We start from the raw sequence: 13,863 nt of genomic DNA, 5'->3' as shown, positions 1-13,863 counted from the left end.
TTTGGAGGCGAAGAACAGGCATGAAATCTTGCATTGCTCGGGCGCCGAAGAGAGATTCTGTGTATCAGGTGTCACGCGGTCATGTCCTGAGCAGCTTTGCCCGGGAATGACACCCAGGAACGATTCGTTTCGGCGACCACAAACCGTAGCGAATTCACACAACTTTGTAAGCATTTGAACCAAATGGCCACCCTAGCGCGGGCCACGGGTTTATCGGCCAGCCAACTTGAGAGAGGTAACCATGTCAATCACCAAAGTGGGAAAAAGCGGACAGAAGTTCATTGCCCGAAACCGCGCTCCGCGTGTGCAGATCGAGTACGACGTGGAAATCTATGGCTCGGAAAAGAAAGTGCACATCCCGTTCGTGATGGGCGTGATGGCCGACCTCTCTGGCAAGCCGCTGGAAAACCTGCCGGAAATCGCTGACCGCAAGTTCCTGGACATCGACATCGACAACTTCGATGCCCGCATGAAGTCCATCAAGCCCCGGGCCTCTTTCCTGGTGCCCAACACGCTGACCGGCGAGGGTTACCTCAGCGTGGACCTGACCTTTGAAAGCATGGATGACTTCTCGCCCGCAGCGGTGGCGCGCAACATCGGGCCGTTGAACACGCTGCTCGAAGCCCGCACCCAGTTGCACAACCTGCTGTCCTACATGGACGGCAAGCAAGGCGCCGAAGAGCTGATCCGCAAGGTGCTGCAGGACCCCGCACTGCTCAAGTCACTGGCTGCCAGTTCCAAACCCGCCCCTGCGCCTGCCGAAGGCCCAGTTCAAAACGACGCCGCCTGAGCCGCCCCAGCGAACGGAGATTACCCATGAGCGCAGTAGCCATCAATGAATCATCCACCGCCCAGTCGTTGGAAGGCCACGACTTCGCGGCATTGCTGAACAAGGAGTTCAAGCCCAAGACCGACCAGGCACGCGACGCGGTGGAAGCCGCGGTCCAGACCCTGGCGCAGCAGGCACTGGCCTCGGTCACCACCATCTCGAACGATGCATACCAGACCGTTCAGGCCATCATTGCCGAGATCGACCGCAAGCTGTCCGAGCAGGTCAATCTGGTCATCCACCACACGGAGTTCCAGAAGCTCGAGGGCGCCTGGCGCGGCCTGCAGCACTTGGTGACCAACACCGAGGTGGACGAGATGCTCAAGATTCGCGTCATGAACATCTCCAAGAAGGAGCTGCACCGCAACATGCGCCGCTACAAGGGCGTCGGCTGGGACCAGAGCCCCATCTTCAAGAAGGTCTACGAAGAAGAGTACGGCCAGTTCGGTGGCGAGCCCTTCGGCTGCCTGGTGGGCGACTACCACTTCGACCACAGCCCCCCTGACGTGGAACTGCTGGGTGAAATGGCCAAGGTGTCTGCCGCTGCCCACTGCCCGTTCATTTCCGGCGCTTCCCCCGCGCTGATGCAGATGGATTCGTGGCAAGAGCTGGCCAACCCCCGCGACCTGACCAAGATCTTCACCAACACCGAGTACGCTGCATGGCGCAGCCTGCGCGAGTCGGACGACTCCAAGTACATCGGCCTGGCCATGCCACGTTTCCTGGCGCGTCTGCCGTACGGTGCCAAGACCAACCCCGTGGACGAGTTCGACTTCGAAGAAGAAACCGCAAGCGGCAACCACAGCAAGTATTGCTGGGCCAACTCGGCCTACGCCATGGCGGTCAACATCAACCGGTCCTTCAAGTACTACGGCTGGTGCACGTCCATCCGCGGTGTCGAATCCGGCGGCGCGGTGGAAAACCTGCCCGCGCACACGTTCCCCACCGACGACGGCGGCGTGGACATGAAGTGCCCCACCGAAATCGCCATCAGCGACCGCCGCGAGGCAGAGCTGGCCAAGAACGGCTTCATGCCGCTGGTGCACCGCAAGAACTCGGATGTGGCCGCTTTCATCGGCGCCCAGTCGCTCAACAAGCCTGCCGAGTACTACGACGCAGACGCCACGGCCAATGCCAACCTGTCGGCACGCCTGCCGTACATGTTCGCCTGCTGCCGCTTCGCACACTATCTCAAGTGCATCGTGCGCGACAAGATCGGCTCGTTCAAGGAGCGCAGCGACATGGAGCGCTGGCTGAACGACTGGATCATGAACTACGTCGATGGAGACCCATCGAACTCGTCGCAAGAAACCAAGGCCCGCAAGCCCCTGGCCGCTGCCGAAGTCGAAGTGAACGAAGTGGAAGGCAACCCGGGGTACTACACCTCCAAGTTCTTTCTGCGTCCGCACTATCAGCTGGAAGGCCTGACGGTGTCCTTGCGCCTGGTGTCCAAGCTGCCCTCCGTCAAGGAAGCAGGCAACTGAGTCCCCTGGGCTTGCCGTTGCTCAGCCGCTGAAAGATACCGTGTCGGCCAGCGTCGCACCTGTCCGCCCGGGCAGTGGCGGCGATGGCAGCGGTGGCGTCGTTGCGCCGGGATAGGCGCACGATGCCCGACTGGCTAGTTGGCGAGCAGGCGTGCGGATGTCCTGATGATGTGCACCGGGGTCAGCCCATCCACGCATTGCAGGCAAGACACCGTCGCCCACCCCGGCCATCTTCCTGAACGCGGCTGCATGACAAGGCACCGCGTCGCCAGTTCAGTTCAGTTCAGATGAGACGGCGAATGCAACCGGGCAGGCATGGGAACGGGCATGGACAGGTTCGCCAACCCTTCTGCCCTGCCTGAGCCGGTTTTGCTTGATCCGGTTTTACGTGACAGTCCGCTACAACCGCCGTGGACGCATTCGCGCCACAGCCTTCCATGAGTTTTCACCGTGACTGCTGTTCTTTTTGATTCCCAAAGCCCCCTGGACGTGCAGCTGAGCCGCGTCAAGGACGCCATCCGCGAAGAGCCCTCCAAGGCGTCTCTGCGCACCTTCTACTTCCAGCTGCTGGCCGTGCTGGGCGACTGGACCAAGGCGCTGGCGCAACTGCAGGTATGCGCGCAGCTCGATCCCAAAGCGGTGCCCATGGCACAGGCCTACCGCGAAGCCATGCGGTGCGAGCTGCTGCGCACCGAAGTGTTCGAGGGGCGCCGCACCCCGTACATCCTGGGCGAACCACCGCAGTGGCTGAGTTACATGGTGGACGCGTTGAAGGCTCAGTCCGAGGGGTCGCACGATGCCGCGCTGAACCTGCGCACCCAGGCCCTGGACCTGGCACCGGCCTGTGCAGGCACCATCAACGGCGATCCGTTCGAATGGCTGTGCGACTCCGACTCGCGGCTCGGGCCGATCCTGGAACTCCACACCAACGGCTGCTACTACTGGGTTCCGTACTCGTCCATCCGCAGCATCGCGTTCGAAAAGCCCCAGGACCTGCGCGACCTGGTGTGGCAGCCTGCCGAGCTGACCCTCGTCAACGAAAGCACCGTGCAGGGCCTGGTGCCCGCGCGCTACCCCACGCAGGCGGGCGACGACGACACCCTGCGCCTGGCGCGGCGTACCGAATGGACGGACATCGGTGGCGAGCATGTGGCGGGCCGGGGTCAGCGCGTGCTGATCTCCGACCAGGGCGACCACGCGCTGCTGGATGTGCGCGCCATCGCCTTCAACGCCTGACGCGGCCTGCCATGGTGTCCAGGCGACTGAGCGGGTCAGGGACCGAAAAGGACCGCCTGCAGCCGGCCCTGCTGGACCGGCTGACCGACCACGACCCCTCCCGAAGAACCGAGCAAGCGGATGCGGTGTATGTCACCGAATCGCGCCTGCGCGCCGCACTGCTGCGCGACCTGGGGTGGCTGCTGAATGCCAGCAATGCGTCGGGCCACATCGATTTCGATGGCCTGCCCCACGCAGAGCGGTCCACGCTCAACTACGGCATGACCCCGCTGGCAGGCAAGCTCCTGTCCGATCTGGACTGGAAGAATGTCGAGGCCAACGTGAGCCGCGCGATCCTGGCCTTCGAGCCGCGTGTCCTGCCGCAATCGCTGACCGTGACCCTGCTGCCGTCGTTCGACTCGCTGAACCATCACAACACATTGCAGTTCGAGATCCGCTGCCAGTTCTGGTCGATGCCCTACCCGCTGGAGCTGTTGCTCAAGACCAGCCTGGACCTGGAAACAGGCCAGGTCATGGTTTCGGACCTGAGAAGCTGACCGTGAGAGAGCACCGATGAACCCGCGCCTGGTCGAGTACTACAACCGCGAACTGGCCTACCTGCGCGAGCTGGGGGCCGAGTTCGCCGCTGCGTTTCCCAAAGTGGCCAGCCGCCTCGCGCTGCGCGACCTGGACGTGGCCGACCCGTATGTCGAGCGGCTGCTGGAGGGCTTCAGCTTTTTGACGGCGCGGGTGCAAATGAAGATGGACGCGGAATTTCCGCGGCTGTCGCAACGCATCCTCGAGATGGTGTGCCCGCACTACCTGGCGCCTACGCCTGCGATGGTGGTCGTCCAGATGTCGCCCAGCGACACCGAAGGCAACGTGGCCGATGGCTACTGCCTGCCAGCGGGCAGCATGCTGCGGTCGCGCAAGACCACCGACGACCAGACGCCCTGCGACTTTCGCACCGGGCACGACGTCACGCTGTGGCCTGTGGCGCTGTCGCGCGCGGCGCTCGGCGGGCCGCCGCTGGACCTTCCGCTGGCACGCTTCGGTCTGCCGCACGAGCCCGCAGGGCATTTGCGCCTCGAACTCGAGACCCAGGGGGCCACCGACTTCGCGCACCTGCCGATGGACCGGCTGGACTTCTACATCCATGCGACGGATGCCGTCGCATCGCACCTGCAGGAGGTGCTCCACGAGTCGCTTCTGGGCATCGTGGTGCACGACGTGCAGGACCCCACCCGGGTGTACGGCTACCTGCCTGCACAGGCGCTGCAGGCCGAAGGCTACGAGCAGCGGCAGGCATTGCTGCCCTACTCGCACAGGGCGTTCCAAGGTCACCGGCTGCTGCACGAGTACTTCGCGTTTCCGCCGCGCTTCCGGTTCTTTTCGATCCAGGGCTTGTCGGCGTCGCTGCGGCAGATTCCGGCGCGGCGACTGGCCATGACGCTGCTGCTGCGCAAGGCCAGCCCCGACCTGGAGCCCGTGGTGGACAAGCAGAACTTCCTGCTCCATTGCACGCCCGCCATCAACCTGTTCGAGCGCATGGCAGACCGCATCCACGTGTCGGCCGACATGAACGAATACCACGTGGTGATGGAGCGCACCCGCCCGCGCGACTTCGAGGTGTACAGCGTTCTCAGCGTGACCGGCCACCAGGAAGGCCAGGTGAACGACCGGGATTTCGTGCCGCTGTACGCATCGGTGCACGGCATCCGCTCGGACGACCAGGCGTACTTTGCCGTACGGCGCGAGCCCCGGCTGTTTTCGGAACACGCCGTGCGCTTCGGCCCGCGCACCCAGTACCTGGGCAGCGAAGTGTTCCTGTCGCTGGTGGACCAGCGCGCCGCGCCCTTCTCGGACGACCTCAAGCAGCTGTCCGTGCGCACGCTGTGCACCAACCGCGACCTGCCCCTGCTGATGCCCACCAACCAGCCCGAGGGGGACTTCATCACCCTCGACTCGGCCCCCATCGGTGCCATCCGCACCATCGCCGGGCCGTCGCGCCCGATGGGCAGCGTGGCAGAAAACGAGATCACCTGGCGACTGATCTCGCACCTGTCGCTCAACTACCTGGCCATGACCGATCTGTCGGACCAGGAAGGCGCAGCGACCCTGCGCGAGCTGATGAACCTCTACCTCGCGCTGGGCAACCACGCGCTCGCAGGCCAGGTCGCGGGGCTCAAGGAAGTCAGCATCCGGCCCATTACGCGGCGCCTGGCACAGCACCGGCAGCTCGTGTACGGCCGCGGTGTGGGCGTCGCGCTCACGGTGGACGAGTCGTCGTTCGCGGGCGTCAGTGCATGGCCGCTGGCTTGCGTTCTCGAACGCTTCTTTGCGCGGCACGTGGGCGTCAACAGTTTTACCGAGCTGTCCCTGCACTCGCGGCAACGCGGGCCGGTCGCGAAGTGGGAAGTCCGCCCGGGCGAAAGGCCCAACACATGAGCGGCCCCGCGCCTTCCTCCAAGCCTTCCTCCCAGCCGCAGTCGGCGCAGCGGCCCAGCGACACGGCGGAGCTGTGGCAGAGGTTGCGCCGCAACCCGCACGCGTTCGATCTGTTCTTCACCCTGCGCTGGCTGCAGGCCCGCAATGCTGACCTGCCGCCCCTGGGCCGCGCCGCACGCCCGCAGGCCGAGCCCATCCGCCTGGGGCAGGACCCGTCGCTCGCCTTTGCGCCGGCCACCATCGCAGAGCTGCTGCCGCCCGTGGCGGGCCAGCCCGAGCGGCTGACCGTCTGGAGCTTTGGCCTGTACGGCCCCAACGGGCCCATGCCCACCCACCTGACGGAATATGTGCGCGAGCGGCAGCGCCAGTTCGATGACCCGACGCTGGCGCGGTTCTCCGACATCTTTCACCACCGGCTGCTGCTGCTGTTCTTTCGGGCGTGGGCCGATGCCCAGCCCACCGTGTCGCTGGACCGCCCCGGCGACGGCATGTTCGGGCGGCACCTGGCCAGCATCGTCGGCATTGGCGAGGCGTCGGCGCGGCAGCGCGACGCGGTCGAAGACCACGCCAAGCTGCACATGGCCGGCCACCTCACGCGCACTACCCGCAACCCCGAGGGGCTGCAGCGCGCCATCGGCAGCTACTTCGGCGTGCGGGTGGTGCTGCAGGAGTACTGCCTGCACTTCCTGGAGCTCGAGCCATCTCAGCAGACCCGCCTGTCGCGGCACCCGTGCAATTCGCAGCTGGGCGTCGACACCGTGGTCGGGTCGCGCGTGCCGGACGCCCAGAGCAAGTTCCGGCTGCGCATCGGCCCCATGACGCTCGCACAGTACGAACGCTTCCTGCCGGGCCAGCCAGATTTCAAGGCGCTCGTGGACTGGGTACGCAACTACCTGGGCATCGAGTACGCCTGGGATTTCGAGCTGGTGCTGCAGCGCGAGGAAGTCCCCGGCACGCGCCTGGGCGGCGGAACCCGCCTGGGCTGGACGAGCTGGATGCTCGACGGCCCCGCCCCCCGCGACGCGGACGATTTCCGCCTCGACCCGGAGAGCTGGCTGCAGTCGCGCGGCCACCGGGTCAGGGCCCGGGCCGAGCAGCCGTCAGCCCTGTGAGCGACGCCCCCGTTTCCAGCCACAACCATCCACCGTTATTTCTCTTCAACGCACCGCCCTCACGCCCATGTCAGAGATCAGCCGCCTTGCCCTGTTCGGAAAACTCAACCCCTTGCTCTTCAAGTCGCTGGAGGGCGCCACGGTGTTCTGCAAGCTGCGGGGCAACCCCTATGTGGAGCTGGTGCACTGGCTGCACCAGTTGCTGCAGGAAAGCGACTCCGACCTGCTGCGCCTCTTTCGCCACTTCGAGATCGACGCAGAGCAACTGGCGGCCGACGTGCTGCGCAGCCTGGACCGGCTGCCGCGCGGTGCCACATCGATCTCCGACTTCTCGGACCAGATCGAAATGTCCATCGAGCGCGGCTGGGTGTATGCCACGCTGATGTTCAACGAGTCGCAGATCCGCAGCGCCTACTGGCTGTCCGGCATGCTGCGCACCCGCACCCTGGCCAATGAGCTGCGCTCCATTTCCAAAGAGTTCGAAAAGCTCAGCGAACCGGGCCTGAGCGATGCGTTCCCCAAGGTCTTGCCCCAGTCGCCAGAGGCCAAGCTGCAGGCAGCGGACGGCTCCGGCCTGCAAGGCACGCCCGGCGAGGCAAGCGGCGCCACGTCACCACTGGGCGGTGGCAAGCAGGAAGCCCTGCAGCGCTACACCGTCGATCTGACCGAGCGCGCCCGCAATGGAGAGCTGGACCCGGTGACCGGGCGCGACGAGGAAGTGCGCCAGATGGTCGACATCCTCATGCGCAGGCGGCAGAACAACCCCATCCTCGTGGGCGAAGCCGGCGTGGGCAAAACGGCGGTGGTCGAAGGCCTGGCACTGCGCATCGCCGCGGACGACGTGCCGCCGCCGCTGCGGGGCGTGCAACTGCGCGTGATGGACGTCGGGCTGCTGCAGGCCGGCGCCAGCATGAAGGGCGAGTTCGAGAACCGCCTGCGCTCGCTGCTGGATGAAGTGCAGGCCAGCACGACACCCATCGTGTTGTTCATCGACGAAGTCCACACGCTGATCGGCGCTGGCGGCCAGGCAGGCACCGGCGACGCGGCCAACCTGCTCAAGCCCGCGCTGGCGCGCGGCGTGCTGCGCACCATCGGCGCCACCACCTGGGCCGAGTACAAGAAGTACATCGAAAAAGACCCGGCGCTCACACGCCGGTTCCAGCTGGTGCACATCCTCGAGCCCGACGAACCCAAGGCCGTGAACATGCTGCGCGGCGTGGCCGCCAAGCTCGAAGCCCACCACAAGGTGCGGATCGCGGACGAGGCCGTGGTGGCGGCGGTGAGCCTGTCGCACCGCTACATCCCGTCGCGCCAGCTGCCCGACAAGGCCGTGAGCCTGATGGACACGGCCTGCTCGCGCGTGGCGATGGCACTGACCGCGACCCCAGCACGCCTGGAGTCCGTGATCCGCCAGCAAGAGGCGATCCGGGTGGAGCTGGACGTGGTGGAGCGCGAAGCCGCCCTGGGCGTCGCCGATGCCGGCCGCCTGGATGACCTGGCGGCCTCGCTCGAGCGCCTGCAGCAGGAACACGATGCGCTGTCCGAGCGGCTGACCCGCGAAAGCGGCCTGGCCCAGCGCATCGTCGATGCAGAAGCTGCACTGATGGCCGCACGCCCCGCGCGCGTGCCCAACGAACCCGGCACCAAGGCAGCAACGTCCGCCGATGCGGCAGCCACCACAGCTACCTCCTCCACCAGCACCGAAAGCAGCGCGGCTGCACCGGCCACGCCCGCCGCTGCCCCCACCGCTGCGTCCCCCGCCCAGCCCACGGTCACCCCGGCAGAACTGGACGCACTGCGCAAAGAGCTGCTGGCCCTGCAGGGCGACGACCCTCTGCTGCACCCCGTGGTCGACGCGGGCGTGGTCGCAGCCGTCGTGGCCGAGTGGACCGGCATCCCCGTGGGCCGGATGGTGCGCGACGAAGTGCAGTCCGTCCTCACGCTGACGCAAACTTTGGAAAAGCGCGTGATCGGCCAGCGCCACGGCCTGGAGGCCATCACCCGCCGCATCCAGACCGCGCGCGCGCAGCTCGACAACCCGGGCAAGCCCATCGGCGTGTTCCTGCTCGCAGGCCCCTCGGGCGTGGGCAAAACGGAAACCGCGCTGTCCCTGGCCGAGGCGCTGTATGGCGGTGAGCAGAACCTCATCACCATCAACATGAGCGAGTTCCAGGAGGCACACACCGTGTCGACGCTCAAGGGCGCGCCGCCCGGCTACGTGGGCTACGGCGAAGGCGGCGTGCTGACCGAGGCGGTTCGCCGCAGGCCCTACAGCGTGGTGCTGCTCGACGAGATCGAGAAGGCCCACTCCGACGTGCACGAAATGTTCTTCCAGGTGTTCGACAAGGGCTGGATGGAAGACGGCGAAGGCCGCTACATCGACTTCAAGAACACCGTGATCATCCTGACCTCCAACGTGGGCTCGGAGTTGATCGCCGGCATGTGCAATGACCCGGACCTGATCCCCGGGCCGGAGGCACTGACCAAGGCCGTGCGCCAGCCGCTGCTCGACAAGTTCCCGGCCGCCTTGCTGGGCCGCCTGACGGTGGTGCCGTACTACCCGATCTCCGACGCAATGCTCGAGCAGATCATCCGCCTGCAGCTGCGCCGCATCCAGAAACGCATCGAGGCCAACCACGGCACGCAGTTCAACTTCGACGACAGCGCGGTGCAGCTGATCCGCGAGCGCTGCAGCGAGGTCGAATCCGGCGCCCGCATGATCGACGCGATCCTGACGCAGAACCTGCTGCCCCGCCTGGCCATGGAGTTCCTGCAGGCCTCGGTGGATGCCAAGACCATCGGCTCCATCGACGTGAGCGCTGCCGACAACGACTTCGTCATCCGCTACACCTGAGTCCGACCCCACTCAACGCCCACGCCACCATGTCCATCGTCCGCCTGCTCTGCGACCCGTTCACCCACCGCGCTGCGGGACCTCTGCCGGGCGCTGCGCCGCAGCACCGCACAGCGCGCGGTGGCCGTGCGCGAACCCGCCGCGCGCAGGCCGCGGCGGTGCTGGTGGCCTTGGCGCTGACGCCCCTGTGGGCGCTGGCACAAGGCGGGATGCTCGGCAACATCGGCCGCGCGGGCGAGGTGATGAGCCGGGGTGAAAGCGCGGTGTCCACGGGCCAGCAGGTGATGTCCACCGGCGGCCAGGTCATGGACGCCGGTCGCCAGGCCTGGAACAACCGCAACGGCACGCCGTTCCAGGCCCCCACCGGGCCTGCGGTGATGGCCCGCGACGAAGGCGGCCCCCTGCGGCTCATCGCAGCGCTGGAGCGCGGCGCGGGCGACCCGATGGCCGCCAGCAGCACCCTCGTGGCACTGCTGGACCAGGGCGCCTACTTCATCCAGCGGCAAGCCGCGCACGTGACGCCGCCGCAAGACCAGCTGCTGGCCACGCCCCGCGCGGACAGCTCGGCCGTGTCCATCGACCTGCCGTCGTCGCCCCCGGGCACCCTGTTCGACCTGGGCTCGGGCCGTGCGCGCGCCTCGGGCCCCGGCGTGAAGATCTTCGCGCTGTCGGTCCATGCCAATCTGCCCCGCCGCGCCGGCCGCCGCGCGCTCGACCCGATCGAGCAGCACGCCATGCTCACCACCAGCTCGGTGCAGATGGAGTGGCCGCTGCAGCCCGAGCTGGCCATGGAGCCGGTGGGCGGCAAGCTGCTGGTGTGGGCGAGCGAAGCGGGCGCGCCTTTCCCTTCGGGCTTCGGCCCCGATGGCCGGCTTTTCACGGCCGACGACCCCATGGTGCGGCTGCCGCGCGGCTATACGGTAGTGACGCTGGACAGCCGCGGTTTCAGCTTTGACCGCAGCCGCGAAATCGCGCTGTCGCAATACAGCGTGCAATCGACGACCGACATCGACCTGTCCCGCCTGGCGCCTGCCGACGCCTTCAAGGCATTCACCAGCGTCATGCAAGAGCGCTACCCGTTTCGCAGCGCCCAGCCCATGGACTGGGGGCGGCTGCAGGGCGAGCTGGCCGACCGGGTCCGCCAGGCTGGCGACCAAAAAGACCGCCAGGCCACGGGCCGCATCTATGCCGACATCGGCGCACGCCTGCAGGACGGGCTGTTCCGGGTCGAACTGCGGGGCGCGGGCGGCTCGCAGGGGCTGACCGCGGGGCTGGACACCGGCCTGTCTGGACAATCGCAGCCGCGCGGCATCACGCCGCTGCCGCTGCCAGGCGTCTGGTGGCTGCCGGACGGCCGGGCCCTGGTCGGCAGCGTGGCGCCGCGCTCGGCCGCCGACCTGGCCGGGCTGCGGCCTGGGGCCGAGATCGTCGAGGTCAACGGCGAGAGCATGTCCCGCTACATCGGCCGTGCATCGCGCTATTCCAACCGGCCCACCGAGGCCGGGCGGCGCTACGACGCGCTCAAGCTCATGGCCTACGAACGCGATGCCATGGTGCTCAAGGTGCGCCAGGACGGCAAGGACCTGACCGTCGACCTGCGCCAGCGCCTGGCCGAGCAGCCTGCGCCGGCCAGCGCTGCGCCCAACAACGAGTCGCTGTCGGCATTCCAGCTGCGCGGTCCGTCGGGCCGGCAGTACGGGTACATCGTGCTCAGCTCTTTTGCCGACGGCGGCGGCAACCTGGACGTGTGGGAACGCAGCCTGGCCGCCGCCAACCAGGCCCGCCTGCGCGGCTTGGTGCTGGACCTGCGCGGCGCCAACCATGGTGCCTACCAGCTGGTGCCGCACTATGCGGCGTCGTTCTTCTCGTACGACCGCCCGCTCAAGCTGCAGGGCTACGCGCAGCGGCAGGTGGATGCCACCGCCAAGGTGTGGCGCACCCGGGGCAGCCTGGGCCTGCCGCCGCAACTGCCGCTGTTCACCCAGGGCACGGGCTACTACAGCGCGCCGCTGGTGCTGCTGACCGGCCCGGAATGCACGGGCCCTTGCGAAATGTTCTCTGCATGGCTGCAAAAGGCCGGCCGGGCCCACGTCGTGGCCACCGAGCCCACGCCCGGTGCGGTCGGCATGACCACGCGCATCCTGCTGCCGGGAGACGTCGTCGTGCATGCGCCCACTGTGGCTGAGCTTGGAGCCAACGGCGAGCACTACGTGTTCGGCAAGGGTGTCGAGCCCGACCTGCGGGTGCCTGTCGATGCCGCATTGGTGCAGCGGGCCATGACCGGCGGCGATCCAGTGCTGGATGCCGCCGTGCAGTGGCTGGACGGCAGGCCCCAGGCGCGCTGATGGGGGCCGCAGCCGCGGCTTCTTCCTCCTAAAAAAGACCGCCCGCGCTTCTGCGGGACTGCGGGCAAGCGAAAATACAGCATGCCCCTCATCCCCGACTTCCACGCCCCCACCCGCCACACCGACCCGGCCGAAGCGCTGGCCCAGGTGCAGCGCATTTACCAGCAACAGATCGGCCACCTGCGCGAGGCCATGCAGCGCTTCGTGGCGGGCGAGACGCCCACCAGCCCCGTGCGCGCCTTCTACCCCTTCGTGCGGGTGCACACCACCACCGTGGCGCGGGCGGATTCCAAGCTCGCCTACGGTTTCGTCGAGGGCCCGGGGCGGTATGAGACCACGCTGACCCGGCCCGACCTGTTCGCCCGGTACTACGCCGAGCAGTTCCGCCTGCTGCGGGCCAGCCACAACGTCGAGCTGGAGGTGGGCACCAGCGCCCACCCCATCCCCATCCACTTCTCGTTCGCCGAGCACGACCACATCGAAGGCACGCTCACGGCCGAGCGCCGCATGCTGATGCGCGACGTGTTCGACCTGCCCGACCTGGCCGCCATGGACGACGGCATCGCCAACGGCACCTGGCAGGCGCGCCCGGGCGAGGCGCAGCCGCTGTCGCTGTTCACCGCGCCGCGCGTGGACTATTCGCTGCACCGCCTGCGCCACTACACCGGCACGGCGCCCGAGTGGTTCCAGAACTTCGTGCTGTTCACCAACTACCAGTTCTACATCGACGAGTTCGTGCGGCTGGGCCACTCGGAGATGGCCAAGCCCGACAGCGAGTACGTGGCCTTCATCGAGCCCGGCAACGTGGTCACCCGCCGCACCGGCCTGCCCGCGCAGCCCGGCGACGAGCTGGGCAACGCCCCGCCGCGCCTGCCGCAGATGCCCGGCTACCACCTGGTGCGCAAGGACGCGAGCGGCATCAGCATGGTCAACATCGGCGTGGGCCCGGCCAATGCCAAGACCATCACCGACCACATCGCCGTGCTGCGCCCGCACGCCTGGATGATGCTGGGCCACTGCGCCGGCCTGCGCAACAGCCAGCAGCTGGGGGACTACGTGCTGGCCCACGCCTATGTGCGCGAGGACCACGTGCTGGACGAGGAACTGCCGCTGTGGGTGCCCATCCCGGCGCTGGCCGAGATCCAGATGGCGCTGCAGCAGGCCGTGGCCGACGTGGCCCAGGTGCCCGAAGACCAGCTCAAGCGCATCATGCGCACGGGCACCGTGGCCAGCACCGACAACCGCAACTGGGAGCTGCTGCCCGACAACATGCCCCAGCGCCGCTTCAGCCAGAGCCGCGCCGTGGCGCTGGACATGGAAAGCGCCACCATCGCGGCCAACGGCTTCCGCTTTCGGGTGCCCTACGGCACGCTGCTGTGCGTGAGCGACAAGCCCCTGCACGGCGAGATCAAGCTGCCCGGCATGGCCAACCACTTCTACCGCGAGCGGGTGGACCAGCACTTGCGCATCGGCATGCGGGCCATCGAGATCCTGCGCAACGGCGGGGTGGACCGCCTGCACAGCCGCAAGCTGCGCAGCTTCGCCGAAGTGGCCTTCCAATAAGCGGACCCGCCCC

General features: G+C 67.3%; 9 protein-coding genes. All 9 read left to right on the top strand.

Translation table 11 applies throughout. The features are described from left to right. Positions 1-241: 241 nt before the first annotated feature. The 9 genes from tssB (at position 242) to ASF16_RS06105 (ending at position 13,850) form a co-directional block, all read left to right on the top strand. Positions 242-790, top strand: a complete 549-nt coding sequence (gene tssB, locus ASF16_RS06145; protein WP_056164327.1) for a type VI secretion system contractile sheath small subunit — start codon at positions 242-244, stop codon at positions 788-790. A 26-nt stretch (positions 791-816) separates the two neighbouring features. Beyond that, positions 817-2,313, top strand: coding sequence for a type VI secretion system contractile sheath large subunit (tssC, locus tag ASF16_RS06140; RefSeq protein WP_056164323.1), 1,497 nt, complete (start codon positions 817-819; stop codon positions 2,311-2,313). Between the two features lie 450 nt (positions 2,314-2,763). Then, on the top strand, positions 2,764-3,549 hold the full coding sequence (locus tag ASF16_RS06135; protein WP_056164320.1) for a type VI secretion system accessory protein TagJ: 786 nt from the start codon (positions 2,764-2,766) through the stop codon (positions 3,547-3,549). An 11-nt stretch (positions 3,550-3,560) separates the two neighbouring features. After that, entirely contained in the window at positions 3,561-4,085 is a 525-nt protein-coding gene (gene tssE / locus ASF16_RS06130) for a type VI secretion system baseplate subunit TssE (RefSeq protein WP_056164318.1), read from the top strand. 16 nt (positions 4,086-4,101) lie between these two features. After that, positions 4,102-5,976, top strand: a complete 1,875-nt coding sequence (tssF, locus tag ASF16_RS06125; RefSeq protein ID WP_056164315.1) for a type VI secretion system baseplate subunit TssF — start codon at positions 4,102-4,104, stop codon at positions 5,974-5,976. Beyond that, positions 5,973-7,088 carry a type VI secretion system baseplate subunit TssG gene (gene tssG / locus ASF16_RS06120; protein WP_082516771.1) on the top strand — a complete coding sequence of 372 codons (1,116 nt, stop codon included), beginning with the start codon at positions 5,973-5,975 and terminating at the stop codon, positions 7,086-7,088. The genes tssF and tssG overlap by 4 nt, the downstream gene beginning before the upstream one ends. 67 nt (positions 7,089-7,155) lie before the next feature. Then, positions 7,156-9,942, top strand: a complete 2,787-nt coding sequence (gene tssH, locus ASF16_RS06115; protein ID WP_056164313.1) for a type VI secretion system ATPase TssH — start codon at positions 7,156-7,158, stop codon at positions 9,940-9,942. Positions 9,943-9,971: 29 nt separating this feature from the next. Beyond that, complete coding sequence (locus tag ASF16_RS06110; RefSeq protein ID WP_056164309.1) at positions 9,972-12,287, top strand: S41 family peptidase; 2,316 nt, start codon at positions 9,972-9,974, stop codon at positions 12,285-12,287. 81 nt (positions 12,288-12,368) lie between these two features. After that, entirely contained in the window at positions 12,369-13,850 is a 1,482-nt protein-coding gene (locus ASF16_RS06105; RefSeq protein WP_056164306.1) for an AMP nucleosidase, read from the top strand. Positions 13,851-13,863: the final 13 nt, after the last annotated feature.

The sequence above is a fragment of the Acidovorax sp. Leaf78 genome, assembly GCF_001422735.1.
Taxonomy (GTDB): domain Bacteria; phylum Pseudomonadota; class Gammaproteobacteria; order Burkholderiales; family Burkholderiaceae_C; genus Acidovorax.
This window is presented reverse-complemented; position numbering and strand designations above follow the sequence as displayed.